19 protein-coding genes are annotated in these 17,969 nt (G+C 65.1%); 10 read left to right on the forward strand and 9 right to left on the reverse strand.

Annotated elements, in window-relative coordinates; genetic code table 11:
• Positions 1 to 5: 5 nt before the first annotated feature.
• Genes A7Q26_RS13645 through A7Q26_RS13655 form a run of 3 tightly spaced genes read right to left on the reverse strand, consistent with a single transcriptional unit; the run spans position 6 to position 2,229 of the window.
• Complete coding sequence (locus A7Q26_RS13645; protein WP_066860450.1) at positions 6 to 641, reverse strand: CoA transferase subunit B; 636 nt, start codon at positions 639 to 641, stop codon at positions 6 to 8.
• 2 nt (positions 642 to 643) lie between these two features.
• Positions 644 to 1,519 carry a 5'-nucleotidase, lipoprotein e(P4) family gene (locus tag A7Q26_RS13650; protein WP_066860453.1) on the reverse strand — a complete coding sequence of 292 codons (876 nt, stop codon included), beginning with the start codon at positions 1,517 to 1,519 and terminating at the stop codon, positions 644 to 646.
• Positions 1,519 to 2,229, reverse strand: coding sequence for a CoA transferase subunit A (locus A7Q26_RS13655; protein WP_066860601.1), 711 nt, complete (start codon positions 2,227 to 2,229; stop codon positions 1,519 to 1,521). The genes A7Q26_RS13650 and A7Q26_RS13655 overlap by 1 nt, the downstream gene beginning before the upstream one ends.
• A gap of 88 nt (positions 2,230 to 2,317) precedes the next feature.
• On the opposite strand from A7Q26_RS13655, the gene A7Q26_RS13660 reads away from it, so the two are divergent.
• The gene (locus A7Q26_RS13660) at positions 2,318 to 3,205 is read left to right on the forward strand and encodes a LysR family transcriptional regulator (RefSeq protein WP_066860456.1); all 888 of its coding nucleotides are present in this window, start codon (positions 2,318 to 2,320) and stop codon (positions 3,203 to 3,205) included.
• Between the two features lie 263 nt (positions 3,206 to 3,468).
• Complete coding sequence (locus tag A7Q26_RS25180) at positions 3,469 to 3,993, forward strand: hypothetical protein (RefSeq protein ID WP_157102550.1); 525 nt, start codon at positions 3,469 to 3,471, stop codon at positions 3,991 to 3,993.
• Between the two features lie 529 nt (positions 3,994 to 4,522).
• On the opposite strand, the gene thiS is transcribed toward A7Q26_RS25180, so the two are convergent.
• Positions 4,523 to 5,524, reverse strand: coding sequence for a sulfur carrier protein ThiS (gene thiS, locus A7Q26_RS13670; protein ID WP_084439118.1), 1,002 nt, complete (start codon positions 5,522 to 5,524; stop codon positions 4,523 to 4,525).
• 115 nt (positions 5,525 to 5,639) lie between these two features.
• Here thiS and aroQ point away from each other — a divergent pair, with 115 nt between their 5' ends.
• The 7 genes from aroQ (at position 5,640) to A7Q26_RS13705 (ending at position 10,071) form a co-directional block, all read left to right on the forward strand.
• Positions 5,640 to 6,080: a type II 3-dehydroquinate dehydratase gene (gene aroQ / locus A7Q26_RS13675; RefSeq protein WP_066860461.1), complete on the forward strand. Its 441-nt coding sequence runs from the start codon at positions 5,640 to 5,642 to the stop codon at positions 6,078 to 6,080.
• 83 nt (positions 6,081 to 6,163) lie between these two features.
• A complete protein-coding gene (gene accB / locus A7Q26_RS13680) occupies positions 6,164 to 6,652 on the forward strand; it encodes an acetyl-CoA carboxylase biotin carboxyl carrier protein (RefSeq protein WP_066860464.1) in 489 nt (162 codons plus the stop codon).
• 14 nt (positions 6,653 to 6,666) lie between these two features.
• Positions 6,667 to 8,019, forward strand: coding sequence for an acetyl-CoA carboxylase biotin carboxylase subunit (accC, locus tag A7Q26_RS13685; RefSeq protein WP_066860467.1), 1,353 nt, complete (start codon positions 6,667 to 6,669; stop codon positions 8,017 to 8,019).
• The gene (arsC, locus tag A7Q26_RS13690) at positions 8,016 to 8,360 is read left to right on the forward strand and encodes an arsenate reductase (glutaredoxin) (protein WP_066860470.1); all 345 of its coding nucleotides are present in this window, start codon (positions 8,016 to 8,018) and stop codon (positions 8,358 to 8,360) included. Before accC ends, arsC begins: the two co-directional genes overlap by 4 nt.
• Positions 8,361 to 8,436: 76 nt before the next feature.
• Positions 8,437 to 8,781: a DUF6152 family protein gene (locus A7Q26_RS13695; RefSeq protein WP_066860473.1), complete on the forward strand. Its 345-nt coding sequence runs from the start codon at positions 8,437 to 8,439 to the stop codon at positions 8,779 to 8,781.
• Positions 8,782 to 9,243, forward strand: a complete 462-nt coding sequence (locus tag A7Q26_RS13700; protein WP_198162937.1) for a DUF6644 family protein — start codon at positions 8,782 to 8,784, stop codon at positions 9,241 to 9,243.
• Between the two features lie 78 nt (positions 9,244 to 9,321).
• Positions 9,322 to 10,071, forward strand: coding sequence for a ParA family protein (locus tag A7Q26_RS13705; RefSeq protein ID WP_066860476.1), 750 nt, complete (start codon positions 9,322 to 9,324; stop codon positions 10,069 to 10,071).
• Positions 10,072 to 10,079: 8 nt separating this feature from the next.
• Here A7Q26_RS13705 and A7Q26_RS13710 read toward each other — a convergent pair whose 3' ends face one another.
• Positions 10,080 to 12,374, reverse strand: a complete 2,295-nt coding sequence (locus A7Q26_RS13710; RefSeq protein WP_232313795.1) for a putative bifunctional diguanylate cyclase/phosphodiesterase — start codon at positions 12,372 to 12,374, stop codon at positions 10,080 to 10,082.
• Between the two features lie 116 nt (positions 12,375 to 12,490).
• Positions 12,491 to 14,212, reverse strand: coding sequence for a fatty acyl-AMP ligase (locus A7Q26_RS13715; RefSeq protein ID WP_066860613.1), 1,722 nt, complete (start codon positions 14,210 to 14,212; stop codon positions 12,491 to 12,493).
• Positions 14,213 to 14,398: 186 nt separating this feature from the next.
• Here A7Q26_RS13715 and A7Q26_RS13720 point away from each other — a divergent pair, with 186 nt between their 5' ends.
• Positions 14,399 to 14,923, forward strand: coding sequence for a regulatory protein RecX (locus tag A7Q26_RS13720; protein WP_066860479.1), 525 nt, complete (start codon positions 14,399 to 14,401; stop codon positions 14,921 to 14,923).
• 31 nt (positions 14,924 to 14,954) lie between these two features.
• On the opposite strand, the gene A7Q26_RS13725 is transcribed toward A7Q26_RS13720, so the two are convergent.
• The 3 genes from A7Q26_RS13725 to A7Q26_RS13735 form a co-directional block, all read right to left on the reverse strand.
• A complete protein-coding gene (locus tag A7Q26_RS13725) occupies positions 14,955 to 16,322 on the reverse strand; it encodes an ATP-binding protein (RefSeq protein WP_066860482.1) in 1,368 nt (455 codons plus the stop codon).
• Positions 16,319 to 17,038: a response regulator gene (locus tag A7Q26_RS13730; protein ID WP_066860485.1), complete on the reverse strand. Its 720-nt coding sequence runs from the start codon at positions 17,036 to 17,038 to the stop codon at positions 16,319 to 16,321. The genes A7Q26_RS13725 and A7Q26_RS13730 overlap by 4 nt, the downstream gene beginning before the upstream one ends.
• Positions 17,039 to 17,183: 145 nt before the next feature.
• Entirely contained in the window at positions 17,184 to 17,858 is a 675-nt protein-coding gene (locus A7Q26_RS13735; protein WP_066860488.1) for an EF-hand domain-containing protein, read from the reverse strand.
• Between the last annotated feature and the right edge of the window lie 111 nt (positions 17,859 to 17,969).

Consider the following 17,969-nt stretch of genomic DNA (forward strand, 5'->3'; position numbering starts at 1 on the left):
CGCCCTTAACTCAGATAATGGGCGCTCGTCTTAGCAGCGACTTCCTCCGCCGTCACGCCCGGCGCCAGCTCGACCAGCCGGAACGGGCTGTCATGGTCAGGACGCTGGAAGACGCAGAGGTCGGTGACGATCATGTCGACCACATTCTTGCCGGTCAGCGGCAGGGTGCAGGCCGGAATGAACTTGGGCGTGCCGTCCTTGGACGTATGCTCCATCACCACGATGATCTTTTTGACGCCTGCCACCAGGTCCATGGCGCCGCCCATGCCCTTGATCATCTTGCCAGGGATCATCCAGTTGGCAATGTCGCCATTCTCGGCCACTTCCATCGCCCCCAGGACGGTCAGGTCGATATGCCCGCCGCGGATCATGGCGAAACTGTCGGCGCTGGAGAAATAGGCCGATTGCGGCAGTTCGCTGATCGTCTGCTTGCCCGCATTGATGAGGTCAGCATCCTCCTCGCCCTCATAGGGAAAGGGGCCGATGCCCAGCATCCCGTTCTCCGACTGGAGCGTCACCTCCACGCCTTCGGGTATATGGTTCGCCACCAGCGTCGGAATACCAATGCCCAGGTTCACATAGAAGCCGTCCTGCAATTCCTTCGCCGCGCGCGCGGCCATCTCGTCACGAGTCCAGGGCATCGTCACTTCTCCCCTTCGGCGGGCGGCGCCCACCTCTTGTCCATCGGAAACACATCGTCGAACCCGCCCTTGAGGCCGCTGCCATAGACGGGATTGGGCATCACGAACCAGCCATTGCCCCACAGGCCCGCGATCGGCGGCCGCATGGTCGCGGCGCGGCGGGCAGCGGGCGAAGGCTTGTCCGCATTGAACAGGTCGGAAAAATCGCCCAGTTGGTCGCCACCCATGGCGATGACGCAATAGCGGGCGGAAATCGTCCAGCGGCGGCCATCCTTGCGCGATCCCATGGCGTCGTCGCCGCTCAGAAACAGAGTCTGACCATGCACCGCCTCGCCAAGGCCGGCCGCCTTGATCGCCCGGACGGTCGCATCGGCATTGGCCGCCGACCGGTTGGTGTTGAAAATCACGGTCACGCCCATCGCCCGCAGCGCCCGAAGTCCTTCCGCCGCGCCTGGCACCGGCCCGACCGCGCCCTGGCCGGTCTTTTCCCAGGCGTCCCAGTCCGCCTCGTTCCATCCCCGGCCGGTGCTGGCATCATGATATTCATAGCCGATGTTCAGCATTACCGTCTCGTCGACGTCGAACACTACGGCGAGCGGCTTGCCCCGGCATGGCAGAAATGTCGGCGCGTCCAGGCGCGCGCCCTCCGCCAGCACCACGCTATCGGCCGGGCGCGCCTTCACCCTGGCCGCCACATAGCCGAGCAGCCCTTGCCAGGCCTGCGCCGACAGCGCCGCCGCCTCGCCCGACCCGTAGAGATATTGCATCCCCGCAGGCGGGTTGGCCGGCACTGCCCGAATCGCGGCCGGCCGCTGGGCCGAACATCCGCCGAGCGCCACGAGCAGCATCACGCCCGCGCGGCGCATCGCCTGCGCCATCACGCCGCTTCCCGTGCCCGCACCGTCCGGAACTCGATCTTCTTGTCATAGGGCGCGCCCACGATCATGCGCTTCACATAGATGCCCGGCAGGTGGATCGCGTCGGGATCGAGGCTGCCGGTCGGCACCACTTCCTCGACCTCGGCGACGCAGATTTTCGCGGCGGTCGCCATCGGCTGGTTGAAGTTGCGCGCGGTCTTGCGGAAGATCAGGTTGCCGCTCTCGTCCGCCTTCCAGCCCTTGATGATCGCGACATCGGCGAAGATGCCGCGCTCGAGGATATAGTCCTGCCCGTCGAAAGTCTTGACTTCCTTGCCCTCGGCCACGGCCGTGCCGACGCCGGTCTTGGTGTAGAAGCCGGGAATGCCCGCCCCGCCCGCGCGGCACCGCTCGGCCAGCGTCCCCTGCGGGCAGAATTCCACCTCCAGCTCGCCGGCCAGATATTGCCGCTCGAATTCCTTATTCTCCCCGACATAGGAGGAGATCATCTTCTTCACCTGCTTCGTGCGCAACAGCTTGCCCAGCCCCTCGCCGTCGATCCCGGCATTGTTGCTGGCGATGGTCAGGTCCTTGACGCCCGAATCGCGGATCGCGTCGATCAGCCGTTCGGGAATGCCGCACAGGCCGAAGCCGCCCGCGCACAGATGCATCCCGTCGAACAGCAATCCGTCCAGCGCAGAAGCGGCGTCGGGGTAGAGCTTCTTGACCATCGGCATCCATCCTTCTCAAAGTTGGCAATCTTCTAGGCAGGCCGACCGATCAATACCAATGATTTGTTTTTTCGGTTAAGACAAAACAATGTCTATCAATCGCATCGCCTTCTACCATCTGGAAACGTTGCTGTGGATCGCCCGGCTCGGCACCTTCGCGGCGGCGGCGGCGCGCCTGAACACGACCCAGCCCGCCATTTCCGCCCGGGTGCGCGAACTGGAAAGCCATCTCGGCACCGCGCTCTTCCGGCGCGAGGGGCGGACGATGGCGCTCACCCCCGCCGGGCGCGAACTGGTGCGCGAAAGCGAACCGCTCTGGGCGCGCTTCCAGGGCGTGCTGATGGGATGCAGCGACATAGCGGGCGCGACCGGCATCATCCGCATCGGCGCGGGCGAGATCGCGGCGGCCAGCTGCCTGCCCGGCTTCGTCGCCCAGCTTGGCCGCGACCTGCCCCATGTCAGCCTTGAGGTCGACATCGCCCTAACCGCCGACCTGATCCAGCAACTGGCGTCCGGCCATGCCGACATCGCCTTCGCCGCCGGCCGGATCGCCCATCCGATGCTGCGCACCGCGCCGATCGGCGGAGTCGATCTGCTCTGGCTGGCCAGCCCGGCGACGCTGGCGGCCATGGATGCGGCCAGGACGCCGATCTGGTCGCTCTCCAACCTCTCGCCGCTCTATCGCATCATGAAGGAAGCGATCGCCGCCTCGGCCCTGGCCGACTGCCCGGTCAACCTGTGCAACAATGTCCGCACCATGATCGACATCGTGCTGGAAGGCGGCGGCATCGGCATCTTCCCCCAGCCCATGGCACGCCAGCAGCTGGCCAGCGGCCGGCTGGTCGCGGTACCGGGCGCCCCCGCCATGCCCCCCGTCGACTTCCACGTCGCCGTCCGCGCCGCCGAAACCGACCCCCTCGTCCTCGCCATCTTCGACCGGGCCAGTCGGCTGGAACTACGCGGGAACACGAGGTAAATCGACATCATGCCCCCCGGCGCACGACGCACCCCGCCTGCACAGGAATGACGAAATGGGGTGGAGTGCGGACATTGCCCCACGCCGTCATCCCGGACTTGATCTGGGATCCATGAGCCTCAACCTCTCAAGAATGTGCAGGCGTCGAGCAAATGGATGCCGGGTCAAGCCCGGCATGACGGCAGGCGGTGGTTAAGCGACTGAAGGCTCTGAAAGTTGAAGACGCTATAGCTGCCGTTCCGCAACGGCAGTAGGTCGCCATCATGAACGATGAGGCCTCAACTGACACGGACTGCTATTGTGGATCGCTGCCTGATCTTGCTGTGGTCCCGATGGGTTCCGATGGTTTGGATGAACGCGTATTTGCGTCCTTTGAGCGGCTCGTCGAGCATGGAGGCGATCAATGGTGGCTCTATGTCTCAAACTGTCACCGGTGTTCGCAAGATTGGATGATCGCATCCGACGAGCGCATTTACGACAATCACTATCTGCGCCGCATCACACCGTCCGTTCGGCAAGCCGCTGTGGAAAATGGGCGGTGGCCCGACGAGTTCATGACCTACGAGCAGGTTTTAAGGATCGGCCGAACCATGAGCACACCGTGGACATTTCTCGACCGTCGTTCGCCGGGACTGGTCTGGACGGCCGAAGACTTACGTCGAGAAAAGCCCGACATCTCATTTGCTGAGATTGCCTATCTGCTTGGCATCCCCGAACCTGATGCTGTTCGCTTGCTGCAAAAGCCGACGTTTATGGACCGCTTTCGGGCATGGCTCTCGCGCCATTGAACGGCAAAAACTGGTCGCAAGCGCCCCCCCCCTAACCTCTCCCTAAAAGGGACGTGAGCGCCAGGGACTGTTACTGGCCATCCTCTCCTGGAAGGGGAGTTCAACAGAGTCACACGCCTCTGTTGAACAGGGCGCAGGCCTGACGGAGGGGTGTCCTGCTGTCGACGGCGCGACACAACTCCCCCAAAGCAGCCGATTTCCCCACCCGATGTCGCCCGCCGCCCGCGCGCGCCACAAACGACTTTCCTATCCGGCGCGGCTCTGATCCACCCTCGGCGATGGATCCGCGCGCCCCAATCCCCCCTGTCCACTACCCCACAGCGACCATCCCACAACAGGGGCGCGCCCGTGACGGGGCCGACGCGTGCCCGTCGCGTCAGGCGCGCGTGGATGGGACCCGACCGGCGCGTCGGGGACGTGTCGCAGGCGCATCGCGGAAGCGTCGCGAGCGCAATCGGCCCGAAAAGCCCGACGACAGTGTGAACTTCGGAGGAGAACCCAACCGGCGCGTCGCTCCGAACGCCCGCCCCTAGATCAGCCCGGCCAGCGGGCTCGAGGGATCGGCATACATCCGCTTGCCCATGCGCCCGGCGCGATAGGCCATGCGGCCCGCTTCCACGCCCGCCTTCATCGCGGCGGCCATCAGCACCGGGTCTTTCGCTTCGGCGATCGCGGTGTTCATCAGGACGCCGGTGCAGCCCAGTTCCATCGCCTGCGCCGCTTCCGATGCGGTGCCAACGCCCGCATCGACCAGAACGGGCAGCTTGGTGCCTTCCACGATCAGGCGGATCGTCACCCGGTTCTGGATGCCCAGCCCCGACCCGATCGGCGCGCCCAGCGGCATGATCGCGACCGCGCCGACATCCTCCAGCCGCTTGGCCGCGATCGGATCGTCGACGCAATAGACCATCGGCTTGAAGCCTTCCTTGGCGAGAACTTCCGTAGCACGAAGAGTCTCGACCATGTCGGGATAGAGCGTCCGCGCCTCGCCCAGCACCTCCAGCTTGACCAGATCCCATCCGCCCGCCTCGCGCGCCAGCCGCAGGGTGCGGATCGCCTCCTCTCCAGTGAAGCAGCCCGCGGTGTTGGGCAGATAAGTGATCTTCTTCGGGTCGATATAGTCGGTCAGCATCGGCGCCTTAGGATCGCTGACATTCACGCGCCGCACCGCGACCGTGACGATCTCCGCCCCCGACGCCGCCAGCGCCGCCGCATTCTGCTCGAAGCTCTTATATTTGCCCGTCCCCACGATCAGGCGCGATCGGAATGTCTTGCCCGCAACGGTCCAGCTGTCATCATCCAGGGCGGTCACGTCGCCGCCACCCACGAAATGCACGATCTCCAGTTCGTCGCCATCCTCGACCCGGACCTGCGCCAGGGTGGAACGCGGCACAACCTCCAGATTGCGCTCCACCGCCACCTTTTCCGGCACGAAGCCCAGTTCGCTGGCCAGTTCGGCCAGGGTCTGTCCCTCGCGGATGCGGCGATGCTCGCCATTGATGCGGATGGAAATGGTGCCGTCTATGCTCACTATGCTTTCCCGAACATGCGAAGTGTCTCGACTAGGCGAGACAGGAAGGGCTAAGGATCGTGGCCGCATATAGGGGCGCTTGTCCCCGGCTCGCAACAGAAGAAGGGGGATCGCCTTGGCCGACACGCGCAAAATCTATGTGCTGAACGGACCCAATCTCAACATGCTCGGCACCCGTGAGCCGGACATTTACGGCTATGACACGCTGGACGATATCGCCGAGCGGATGGAGGACGCGGCCAATCGCGCCCATGTGGAGATTGATTTCCGCCAGTCCAACCATGAAGGCCATCTGATCGACTGGGTGCAGGAAGCGCATCAGGAGGGCGCGCACGCCATCATCATGAACCCCGGCGGCCTGACCCACACGTCGATCGCCCTGCATGACGCGATCAAGGCGGTCACCGTGCCGGTGATCGAAATCCACCTGTCCAATCCGCACGCGCGCGAGCCTTTTCGCCACAAAAGCTATGTCGGGATGGCGGCCAGGGGGACGATCGCGGGCTTTGGCCCGCTCTCCTACATGCTTGCGCTGGAAGCCGCGCTCGAATTGTAACTCGACGCACGAAAGTTGCGCTTTGCCGTAAATACGCATAGGCGCGGGCACCAGAAACGACATTCACCGGCCAGGGACTTCACATGACCGAAAAACAGGAAAAGGGCGCAATGCAGGTTGACGTGCAGCTGGTGCGCGATCTCGCCGCGCTGCTGGACGACACCAACCTGACGGAAATCGAGGTGGAAGATGGCGATCGGAAGATCCGCGTCGCGCGCAAGGCCGCGTCCGCCGCCGCGCCCGTCTATGCCGCCGCGCCGGCCGCCGCCCCCGTCGCTGCTGCCCCGGCCGCTGCGCCCGCCGCTCCCGCTACGGCGGCCGAATCCGGCCTCCCCGCCGGCACCGTGGTCAAGTCGCCGATCGTCGGCACCGCCTATCTCTCGGCCGAACCGGGCGCCGCGCCCTTCGCCCGCATCGGATCGCAGGTCGCCGCCGGCGAAACCGTCCTGATCGTGGAGGCCATGAAGGTCATGAACGCGATCACCGCTCCCTCGGCCGGCACGGTCAAGGCGGTGCTGGTCGATAACGGCCAGCCGGTCGAATATGACCAGCCGCTGATCGTGATCGAATAAGGCCCGCATCGCTCATGGCCATCGAAAAGCTGCTGATCGCCAACCGCGGCGAGATCGCGCTCCGCATCCACCGCGCCTGCCATGAAATGGGCATCAAGACCGTCGCGGTCCACTCCACCGCCGACGCGGACGCCATGCATGTGCGCCTCGCCGACGAAGCGATCTGCATTGGCCCGCCCGCGGCCAAGGACAGCTATCTGAACATCGCCGCGATCATTTCGGCGGCGGAGATCAGTGGCGCGGACGCGATCCACCCCGGCTATGGCTTCCTCAGCGAAAACGCCAAGTTCGCCGAAATCGTGGAGGCGCACGGGATCGCCTTCGTCGGTCCCAAGCCCGAACATATCCGCACCATGGGTGACAAGATCGAGGCGAAGCGCACTGCCGGCGCGCTCGGCCTGCCGCTCGTCCCCGGTTCGGACGGCGCGGTCAGCGACCTTGAAGAGGCCAAGGCGATTGCCGAGGCGGCCGGTTATCCCGTCATCATCAAAGCGGCATCGGGCGGCGGAGGTCGCGGCATGAAGGTCTGCACCTCGCCCGACAGCCTTGAAACGCTGATGCAGCAGGCGGGGTCCGAAGCGAAGGCCGCCTTTGGCGACGCCACCGTCTATATCGAGAAATATCTCGGAAATCCGCGCCATATCGAAATCCAGATCTTCGGCGACGGCAAAGGCAACGCCATTCACCTCGGCGAACGCGACTGCTCGCTCCAGCGCCGTCACCAGAAGGTGCTGGAGGAAGCCCCCTCCCCCGTTCTGTCGCAGGCCGAACGGGAACGCATTGGCGGCATCTGCGCCAAGGCGATGGCCGACATGGGCTATCGCGGCGCGGGCACGATCGAGTTCCTGTGGGAAAATGGCGAATTCTACTTCATCGAGATGAACACCCGGCTTCAGGTGGAACATCCGGTGACGGAGATGATCACCGGCCTCGACCTGGTACGCGAACAGATCCGCGTCGCCGAAGGCAAGCCCCTGTCGGTGGCGCAGGAGGATATCCGCTTCACCGGCCATGCCATCGAATGCCGCATCAACGCCGAGGACCCAAAGACCTTTGCTCCCTCGCCGGGCGTCGTCACCAGCTATCATGTTCCGGGCGGGATGCACGTCCGCGTCGATAGCGGTCTCTATCAAGGCTATCGGGTACCGCCCTATTATGACTCCATGATCGGCAAGCTGATCGTCTATGGCCGCACCCGCGAGGGCGCGATCATGCGGCTCAAGCGCGCGCTGGACGAATATGTGATCGAGGGGATGAAGACCACCATCCCGCTGCATCAGGCGCTGCTGACCGATCCCGATTTCCTCAACGGCGACTATACGATCAAGTGGCTGGAGGATTGGCTGGCGCGTGAGGACAAGGCGTGAAGGCCAGCATCTGGCATAACTCCCGCTGTTCCAAGTCGCGTCAGGCGCTGGCGATCCTGACGGAGATGCCGGGCGTTGAGGTGGAGGTCTTCGACTATCTGAAGACGCCGCCCACCCGCACGGAGATCGAGGCCGTGCTGGCCAGGGCCGGCGTCCGCCCGTCCGAAGCCGTCCGCAAGGGCGAGGCCGTGGTGAAGGACATCGGCCTCGACACCAGCGACGACGCTGCCGTGCTGGACGCGATGGCGCGGCACCCGATCCTGATCGAACGCCCGATCGTCATCACCGACAAGGGCGCCGTCATCGCCCGCCCGCCGGAAAAGACGCGCGACGTCCTTTAATCCGCGTCGCGATGCGGTCGGAGGAACCGTGGCGGCATCCAGGAGTCCTGTTGACAGGTCAACCGGGAGTCCTGCCATGAACCGCTTATGGGTCGCCGCCTTCCTCCTGTCCGTTCCAGCCACCGCCATCGCCCATCATGGCTGGAGCAGCTACGACGCATCGAAGACGATGAAGATCACCGCGCCGCTCACCGATGTCCGCTGGGGCAATCCGCACGGGAGCGCGAAGCTGACCTGGCAGAAACGGACTTGGGACGTCGTGCTCGCCCCGGTTGCCCGGATGGAGCAGCGCGGACTGAGCAAGGACATGCTGTCCGACGGCAAGCCGGTAACGCTGGAAGGCTATCCCCGTCGCGACGGCGCGGCGGAAATGCGCATCGAACGCATCACCGCGCATGGCAAGACCGTCGAGTTGCGCTGATTGATCGCGGAGCTTGCCGCAGCATTGGAGACCAGCCCGCTGGGAATGATGGCGCGCGAATCGGCCTGGGTCTATCCGCTTGCCAATATCGTCCACCTGCTGGGCCTGATCCTGCTGGTGGGTGGCATCGGTCTTCTCGACCTGCGGCTCGCCGGCTGCTTTCGCACCCTGCCGCTCGTCCCGCTCTGCCGCGCGCTCACTCCGTTTGCGATCGTGGGTCTGCTGCTGCTCGCCGGGAGCGGTACGCTGCTGTTCGTCGCCGATGCCGGAGCGCTGGTCCGATCGCCACGATTTCAGGCAAAGCTGCTGCTGATCGCCATCGCGCTGGCCAATGTCCTTGTCTTCCGACTGCTGTGGCGCGGCGAGACGACACCCCACCTCCTGCTTCGCGTCGTGGCGCTCCTTTCGCTTCTACTGTGGTTGACAGTGGCGGCGCTCGGACGACTGATCGCCTATGCCTGAACCAACCGTCACCACCGCGTAACAAAGCAATGATTTGAGCGCTTGCTTTGGCGCGAGGACGAACTAGCCTCCCCGTTCATGGCAAAGGAACCGGCATTGGCGACCATCGCCGTCTACAGCCTCAAAGGCGGCGTGGGCAAAACCACCTTCGCGATCAACCTGGCCTGGGCATCGGCCAGCATCTCGAAGCGGCGCACGCTGCTATGGGATCTGGACCCCCAGGCGGCGGCGAGTTGGCTCATCTCCACCGACATGACCAGCCGCGACGCCGCGCAGGCGATCTTCAGCAAGGATGTGGAGGTCAGGAAGCTGATCCAGCCTTCGACCGTGCCGGGGCTGGACCTGATCGCCGCCGACACATCGCTCCGCGGCCTAGATCACCTCTTTCGCGAGATGGACAAGAAGAAGCGGCTGGCGAAGCTGATCGAGAGCCTGGGCAAGGATTATGACCGCATCATCCTCGATTGCCCGCCGGGGCTGACCGAAACCAGCGAACAGGTGCTGCGCGCCGCCGACCTGATCGTCATCCCTGTCATCCCCTCCCCGCTATCGCAGCGGGCAATGGGCGAGGTCGCCCGCTATCTGGTCCAGCGCGGCGGCAGCCATGCGCCGATCCTGCCGGTCTATTCGATGGTCGATCGTCGCCGCGGCCTGCACCGCGCGGCTCTGGAAAGCCAGTCCGGCTGGCACGCCATTCCGATGGCAAGCACGATCGAGCAGATGACAGTGCGCCGCAAGCCGCTGGGTGCCTTCGCTCCCACCTCACCGCCAGCGCAGGCCTTCGCGTCGTTGTGGACGCTCGTGGAGCGTCAGCTTCAGGCCAGATAGCCCGTCGTTCAGGCGATCGCTTGCTGCAAGGGCTTGGGAAACAACCGCGCGGCATCGGCGGCCGGCATCGGGCGTCCGAAATAATAGCCCTGAACCTTCCTGCACCCGAGGGCGCGGACCATTTCTAGTTCGGCCTCCGTTTCCACACCCTCGGCCGTGGTCGCCATGCCCAGACTATCCGCCAGCGTCACGACGGCGCGGATGATCGCCAGGCTCTCGGCGACATTCTTCGACGCGCCGACAACGAAGCTGCGATCAATCTTGATGGTATCGAACCGGGTGCGGCTGAGATAACCGAGCGAGGAATAGCCGGTGCCGAAATCATCGAGCGACAGCTGGATGCCAAGGCCCAGCAACTGGTCGAGCACGCGCAGTGCGCCGGCATCATCGTTCATGAAGACGCTCTCGGTGACTTCGAGTTCCAGCCGCCGCGCGTCGAGCCCGCTCTGCGCCAGGGCCGACTTCACCGCCGCGACGAAGCTGGGATGCGTCAGCTGCTCGGCGGAGACGTTGACGGCAATGCGTACATCCTCGGGCCAAGTCGTGGCCTGGTGGCAAGCGGTGCGCAACACCCATTCGCCGATCGGACCGATCAGCCGGGCCTCCTCCGCGACGGGAACGAACTTGACAGGGGACACCGGCCCCAGTTCCGGGTGGGTCCAGCGCACCAGCGCCTCGAAGCCCACCACCCGGCCCTCGGCTGCATCCACCACCGGCTGATAGAGGACGTGCAACTGATCCTTTTCCAATGCATCGCGCAACGCCAGTTCGAGCTGGCGCCGTTCCTCGGCCTCGGCGTGAAGCTGCGGCTCATAGGCGCAATGGATGCCGCCGCCCTCTCCCTTGGCGCGATAGAGGGCCAGGTCGGCGCTGCGGATCAGTGCATCGGATTCGGTGCCGTCGGTGGGCGCCTGGGCCGACCCGACCGAGGCCCCGACATGCAGCACATGCCGATCGACCTGATAGGGTGCCGACAGCGCTCCGATGATCGCGCTGGACAATCTGGCGATGCCATGGCTGTCGGCGTGCGGGATGACCACGGCGAACTCGTCGCCGCCGATCCGCCCGCAGAACCCCCGCCCGGAACAGACCTGATGCAGACGCTGCGCCACCTGGCTCAGCAACCGGTCACCCGTCTGGTGGCCCAGCGTATCGTTGATCGCCTTGAACCGATCGAGGTCGATCATCAGGAAGGCGCAACCCGGCGCACGGCCCTGCTCCTCGGCCATCGCCTGATCGAGCGCCTCCCGCAGATGCGCCCGGTTGGGCAAGCCGGTCAGCGGATCGAAACGCGCAAGCTGCGCGATTTTGTCGGCCGATTCGCGCTGGATCGTGACATCCGATCCGACACCCCGGAACCCCAGAAAGGCGCCGGCTTCGTCATGACGCGGTGACGCCGACAATTCCCACCAGCGAACGGCGCCCTGAACCTCGACCGGCAGCACCAGGTTGCTGAAACTTTCGCGATGCTTGAGATGGTCGGCCAGACTGTGCAGGCCAGCGGCGAATCGCCCGCTCTCCCAGCTGCTGCCAGCGAGCGCCTGGACGAGCGGCATACCCTCCAACTGCTCGGGCGTCCGGCCCAGCATGTCGGCGAAACGCCTGGAAACTCCACTGATCCGGCGCAGCGGATCGGTCTGCCACAACCAGTCCGAACCGCCTCCCTCATATTCGCGCAGCAGCAGGCTCACGACCTCGCTCTTTTCCTCCAGCTGCGCCGTCGTGCTGTGCTGGCGCGCGAAGGTGCGAGCATAGATGCAGCAGCCCGCCAGCAACAGCAGCGCATAGCTGGTCGAAAGCGCGCGCAGCGGGAGTTGACCGTTATCGTCGAACATGGCGAACAAGCCGAGGATGCAGGTGAGCAGGAAAGCGCTGGCTGCCAGCGGCGTCGCCGCATAGCTGATCGCGCCACACACCATGACGCAGCTGACCAGGGTCCAGAGCGCCACCAGTTCCTCGGTCGCGCCCATATGAGACAAGGCGGGCATGGTGGCCGTCCAAGCGAGCCCGTGCAGCCAAGCGCCAAGTCCATGCCACCGCAGACCCGCTGCATCCACGCTAGCCCGGCGACGCCGATCATCCAGCAGCATCATGATCACCGTGGCGGCGATCAGCCCCCCGCTCCACAGTCCCAGCCGCAGGGCCGAGCAACAATGGGAGAAAACCTGCCAGACGAACAACATGCCGCACAGATTCATGCCATGGCGCAGGATCGCCATGCGATCGGCAGCGTGCAGCTGCGCCTCCAATATCCGCCCCGCAGCCTCACCGTCAAGCGCACGCAGGCCCATCAGGGCGCGCATCGACGCACGCTCCTGACGCTCCGGTTCGACATTGTTTCGCTGCTGAATGCCCACAACCCGGCGATAGCAGGCAGGGGTTAGCAATCAGTAACCTTGCGAGCGGGAATGATCGCCCGTCAGGCCGCGATGTCGTAGGGGCGGATTTCACCGGTCAGATAGAGGTTGCGCGCCTTCGACCGGCTGAGCTTGCCCGAGCTGGTGCGCGGCAGGGTGCGCGGCGGCACCAGTTCCACTACGCAGTTCATGCCGGTAATGGCGCGCACTCGCTCGCGGATCTGGTCCCGCAGGCGTGAGCGTTCCTCATTGTCCGACGTGCGGCAATGGACGAGCACGGCCGGCGCTTCCTCGCCACCCGGCGTGGTGATGGCGAAGGCGGCGATGTCGCCCTGCTTGAAACCGGGCAATTGCTCCACCGCCCATTCGATATCCTGCGGCCAGTGATTTTTGCCGTTGATGATGATCATGTCCTTGGCGCGGCCGACGATGTAGAGATAGCCATCGCTGAGATAACCCATATCTCCTGTGTCGAGCCAACCGTCGGCCATACAAGCCTTGGTCGCGGCCTCGTCACGGAAATAGCCGACCATCAGCGACGGGCCGGTGGTCCACACTTTGCCGATCTGCCGTTCGTTCAATGGCGCGCCGTCCTCGTCGCGGATTTCCACGACCATGTCCTTTGCGGGCTTGCCGCAGTTGACGATGGATCGGAAACGCTGCGGCCGGCCTTCGGGTGCATCACCACCCGACAGGTCGGTTTCCTCAACCAGTTCGACGATGATGCCCTCGCCCGGCGGCATGATGGTGACGGCCAGCGTCGCTTCGGCCAGGCCATAGCTCGGCAGGAATGCCTTGGGACTGAAACCCGCATCGGCAAAGGCATCGACGAAGCTCTGCATCACGTCAGGGCGGATCATGTCGGCGCCATTGCCGGCCAGCCGCCAGCGCGACAGGTCGAAACGGTCCTGCGCCTTGGTCTGGCTGGACATGCGGCGGGCGCAGATGTCATAACCAAAGGTTGGCGAGTAGCTGATCGAGGTGCCTTCATTGCGGCTGATGAGGTCCAGCCAGGCGAGCGGACGGCGCGCAAAATCCTCGGTCTTCATGTAGTCGGTCGATACCTGGTTGGCGACGACCGACAGGAAGCAGCCGACCAGCCCCATGTCATGATACCAGGGCAACCAGCTGATGCAGCGGTCGCTGTCCTGCACTTCCATGCCATGGCTGTGCGCCGACAGGTTGCTGAGCAGCGCATGATGCGTCACCGCGACGCCATGGGGGAAGCGGGTCGAGCCGCTCGAATATTGCAGATAGGCGATTTCCTCGCCCCTGGCTTGCGGCAAGGCGCAGGGCACGGCTTCTCGCGCGATAAAATCCTCGAACGCGATGCTTTCGACATTCTTCTGGCGGCCGGATTCACCCGCCATATCCTCCAATTCCTTGGGGAACAGGAACAGCATCGGGTCGCAGCTCGACAATTGGACGTTGAGCTGGTCGATATAGCTTTCCTTGCCACCGAAGCTAGTGGGCAGGGGCAGCGGCACCGGCCAAGCGCCCGCATAGACGATGCCGAAGAAGAGCTGCGCGAAGTCGGCGCCGGTTTCCGCGACCAGAGCGACCCGGTCCTGCGGCTTGACGCCGTGGGCGATCAGGCGGTGAGCGCAGGCGATGGCGTCGGCGCGCAACTCGCTGAACGGGTAGGGGCGCGCCAGGTTACCACGCGCGTCGTGGAAATTGAGGCCACGCCGCCCCTGCGCCGCATAGTCCAGCGCCTCGCCCAGCGTCTCGAAATCGGAGAAGCGGCGCGGCAGATCATCGGTGGTCGGCGTCGGTGCCATCATCTCTTGCGAACCCGTCATATTGGTTGACCCAATGTCTTAAAAATCGTGAAAGCGCGGCCGCTAGCAGCTTTGACCGCCAGTTGCACCGCCTATTCCATTCCAGCGTCGCTTATTAGCCGACAAGGCGCGGTAAAATTCCGGCCCGACTGTGGCATAAACATGGCGTATCGGGCATTGAGGCACGGCATGACCGGCAAACGCCTCCCTCCGCCGCTTGATGAGTCCGCCCTGCGCGACATGGCGTTGCGCCATGTCGCGCGCTTCGCGACGAGCCGGGGCAAGCTGCTTGCCTATCTCAACCGGAAGCTGCGCGAACGCGGCTGGGACGGAGAGCGCCCTGCCGACCCGGACGCGCTCGCCGACCGTTTCGTCGAGCTGGGTTATATCGATGACGCCGGATATGCGCTGATGAAGAGCGCGGCGCTCGCCCGACGCGGCTATGGCGCTCGACGCGTCGATGAGGCGCTGCGGGCTGCCGGCATAGCGGAGGACGACCGACAGCGGGCGGATACGCAGATGGCATCGGATGCCTGGTCCGCCGCCGACCATTTCGCTCGCCGCAAGCGCCTCGGCCCCTACGCCCCGCAGCCGCTCGATCCCAGGCAAAGGGAAAAGGCGATCGCCGCCTTCCTGCGGGCGGGCCATGCCTATGCGCTGGCGCGCCGTTGGGTGGACGCCGCGCCGGGAGAGGATCTGGCCGAGGACGGCTAGGCCGACGCCACCGTCCCGTTGCCTCTCGGGCTCAAGCCGGTAAAACCAGGCTGGCTTCCAGTCCGCCCCGCGGCCGGTTCGCAAGGCGCAGTTCGCCCTGATGTTCGGCCATGATCGCGCGGACCAGGGCAAGGCCGAGGCCAGCGCCGCCGGTCTCGCGGTTGCGTGATCCTTCCAGGCGGGTGAAAGGCTCCAGCATCTCGGCCATGCGATCCTGGGCGATGCCCGGCCCCTCGTCGGCCACGGCGATGCGGATCATGCCCCCTTCGTGTAGCACCGACACATGGGCGCGGTCGCCATAGACGACGGCATTCTCGATCAGGTTGCGCAGCGCGCGGCGGATCTGCTGCGGCCGGACGAAAGCGACCGCGCGTTCGCCCTCGACCAGGTCGACCGGCGAGCCCAGCTCGATGAAGTCCTCCACCACCGCATCAGCCAGCGCGGCCAGGTCCACCTTCTGCGCCGCCTCCGTGCTGCGCCCGGCGCGGGCGAGCGAGAGAATGTCCTCCAGCATCCGGTTCATCTCGTCGATGGTTTCGGACATCCGCGCCCGTTCGCCGTCATCCTCGACCGATTCAGCGCGGACGCGCAGAGAAGCAAGCGGTGTGCGCAGGTCATGGCCGATCGCACCCAGCATCCGGTCCTTCTCGTCGAACATCGCGATGATGCGCGCGCGCATCGCGTTGAATGCCAGGGTGAGGTCGCGCACGTCACCGGGGCCGCGCTCGTCCACCGGATCGGCCGCGCCGGTGCGGGCGAATTGCTGGGCGGAGCGGGTGAGTTGCTTGAGCGGCCGCGCCAGGCGGCTACCGATCCACAGCAAAGGCAGCAGCACGATGACATAGAGGATCAGCGTCTGGCCAACCAGCCAGCCGCCAAAGCGCGCCGGCCGATCAGCGCCGCTGCGCGCCTGCGCCACGACCCATTTGCCCGGTTCATATTCGGCCGCCAGAGTCAGCAGGCCAACGTTATGATCATGCGGGCCATCTCCATTGGCGCGCATCCGGATGCGTTCCCAGCGCCGGACCGGCATGATTTCGCTATTCTGGACCGCACGAACGGCAAGGATATGCAGGCCGATATCCTCGAACATCACGGTCGCGCGCCGCTCCACATCGGGGCGCGGATCGCCGGTCAGTCGCGGCGCACCGGTGACGAAGCGTGCGCGCATACGGCCGCGTTGCCGGGCGCCTTCCCGTTCCACGCGCCGTTCCGGCCGACTGTCGAGCGCATCGACGACGCGGTAGACCGCCGGCGCGGTCTGGCCGGTGAGTTCCAACCGCTGCCGTTCGCGCAGCAGCAAGCCGAAATTGATCGCCTGCGCCACGAACAGAGCGATCGCGACCAGAGCGATGATCTGGCCGACCAGGCTCTGCGGCCAGAAGCGAAGACGGCTCACAGTTTGCGCACTTCGGCGGACAGAGTGTAGCCACCACCCCAGACGGTCTTGATCAGGGTCGGATTCTTGGGGTCCGGCTCGATCTTCTTGCGCAGTCGGCTGATCTGGTTGTCGATCGCCCGGTCGAAGGCATTGGCCTCGCGCCCCTGGGTGATGTCGAGCAACTGGTCACGGCTCAGCACCTGGTTGGGCCGAGTGGCGAAAGCGAGCATCAGATTATATTCGGCGGTCGAAAGCGGCAGCGACACGCCCTCGCTGTCGACCAGGGTCCGTTCCTGCGCCTTGAGCAACCAGCCGGCAAAGGCGTAGCTGGCTCCGTCTGGCGCTGTGACGCGCTGGCCGCCGGTGGCGACGCGGCGGAAAATCACCTTGATGCGAGCGACCAGTTCACGCGGCGAAAAGGGCTTGAGCACATAATCGTCGGCGCCCATTTCCAGCCCGACGATGCGGTCGGTCTCTTCAGACCGGGCGGTCAGCAGGATCACCGGTATTTCACTCGTCTCCCGGATATGACGGCAGAGTGACAGGCCATCCTCGCCGGGCATCATGATGTCGAGGATGACGAGGTCGATCGCGTTCGCGCTCAGCCGCAGCCGGGCTTCAGCCGCATTTTCGACGGCGGTGACGCGAAAGCCGTTGCGCGACAGATATTGCGCCAGCGGTTCGCGGATCGAACGCTCGTCATCGACGAGCAGGAGATGGGGACGGTCGCTCATCTTGGCTGTCTGTCATGACTTTCAAATGGTTGGAAGGGCGAAGGCATGAGGGGGGGCAAGCCTTCGCCCTTCCCGGTCGGGCGGCTGTCGGTCGGGGCCAGGGGGAGAGGAACACCCCGCGCCGGGGAGCCGCCATTACGACATCCTATTTCTGCGCGGGGGGGGTCGGCGCCATGCGGACCTGCCACTGGCCACGCATCGCCTGGCGCGCAGCCTTCATCTCATCGGCGGTCACAAAGCCGTCCTTGTTGCCGTCAGCCTTGTCGAACATTGTCACGGCGCCGGCCATGAACTCGGCCTTGGTGATCGTGCCATCCTTGTTCGCGTCGCCCATGCCGCCCGGACCGCCCGGCCCCCGGTGCATCATGCCCCGGCCTGGACCGCGATGATGGCCCCCGCCCCAGCCCCGGCCGTCGGGCTCGCCCGCATCGGCACGCCGTTCCGCACGCTTTTCGGCGCGCGCTTCATGCATGGCGGCGAATTCGCTCTTGCTGATCTGACCGTTCTTGTCCGCGTCGAGCGCGGCAAAGCGGGTATCCAAACGCTGCTGGCGCATCGCGTCGCGGTCCTTCTGGGTCAGCTGGCCATCCTTGTCGACGTCCATCTTCGCGAAGCGAGCCTCCAGCCCGGTGGTCAGTTCCGTCTTGCTGATCTTGCCGTCCTTGTTGGTGTCGGCCATCGTCATCATGCCACCGCGCGGGCCATGACCGGCATGGGGGCCATTATCGGCGCCGGGCTGAGCAAAGGCGAGGTGGGTTGCAGCCAAACCGCCGACGAACAGCGAGCCGGCGGCGACGGTGGTGAAGAATGTGCGGAGCATGTCGGTCTTCCTTTGAAGGTCATCCCGGACGGCCCTTGGAGCCATCCTTGACAACGCTTATGGAAGCAACTTGTCCCGCAGATATGTCATGCCGCCCGCTTGTTTGTCGCG

Origin of the sequence: Sphingobium sp. TCM1 (assembly GCF_001650725.1) — a bacterium.
Lineage (GTDB): Bacteria > Pseudomonadota > Alphaproteobacteria > Sphingomonadales > Sphingomonadaceae > Sphingobium.

Bases quoted from the DNA above. Each gene is read 5' to 3' on its own strand.
- A7Q26_RS13645 (WP_066860450.1), bottom strand. From the start codon at position 641: ATGCCCTGGACTCGTGACGAGATGGCCGCGCGCGCGGCGAAGGAATTG.
- A7Q26_RS13650 (WP_066860453.1), bottom strand. From the start codon at position 1,519: ATGGCGCAGGCGATGCGCCGCGCGGGCGTGATGCTGCTCGTGGCGCTC.
- A7Q26_RS13655 (WP_066860601.1), bottom strand. From the start codon at position 2,229: ATGGTCAAGAAGCTCTACCCCGACGCCGCTTCTGCGCTGGACGGATTG.
- A7Q26_RS13660 (WP_066860456.1), top strand. From the start codon at position 2,318: ATGTCTATCAATCGCATCGCCTTCTACCATCTGGAAACGTTGCTGTGG.
- A7Q26_RS25180 (WP_157102550.1), top strand. From the start codon at position 3,469: ATGAACGATGAGGCCTCAACTGACACGGACTGCTATTGTGGATCGCTG.
- accB (WP_066860464.1), top strand. From the start codon at position 6,164: ATGACCGAAAAACAGGAAAAGGGCGCAATGCAGGTTGACGTGCAGCTG.
- accC (WP_066860467.1), top strand. From the start codon at position 6,667: ATGGCCATCGAAAAGCTGCTGATCGCCAACCGCGGCGAGATCGCGCTC.
- A7Q26_RS13695 (WP_066860473.1), top strand. From the start codon at position 8,437: ATGAACCGCTTATGGGTCGCCGCCTTCCTCCTGTCCGTTCCAGCCACC.
- A7Q26_RS13705 (WP_066860476.1), top strand. From the start codon at position 9,322: ATGGCAAAGGAACCGGCATTGGCGACCATCGCCGTCTACAGCCTCAAA.
- A7Q26_RS13710 (WP_232313795.1), bottom strand. From the start codon at position 12,374: ATGCGCGCCCTGATGGGCCTGCGTGCGCTTGACGGTGAGGCTGCGGGG.
- A7Q26_RS13715 (WP_066860613.1), bottom strand. From the start codon at position 14,212: ATGATGGCACCGACGCCGACCACCGATGATCTGCCGCGCCGCTTCTCC.
- A7Q26_RS13720 (WP_066860479.1), top strand. From the start codon at position 14,399: ATGACCGGCAAACGCCTCCCTCCGCCGCTTGATGAGTCCGCCCTGCGC.
- A7Q26_RS13730 (WP_066860485.1), bottom strand. From the start codon at position 17,038: ATGAGCGACCGTCCCCATCTCCTGCTCGTCGATGACGAGCGTTCGATC.
- A7Q26_RS13735 (WP_066860488.1), bottom strand. From the start codon at position 17,858: ATGCTCCGCACATTCTTCACCACCGTCGCCGCCGGCTCGCTGTTCGTC.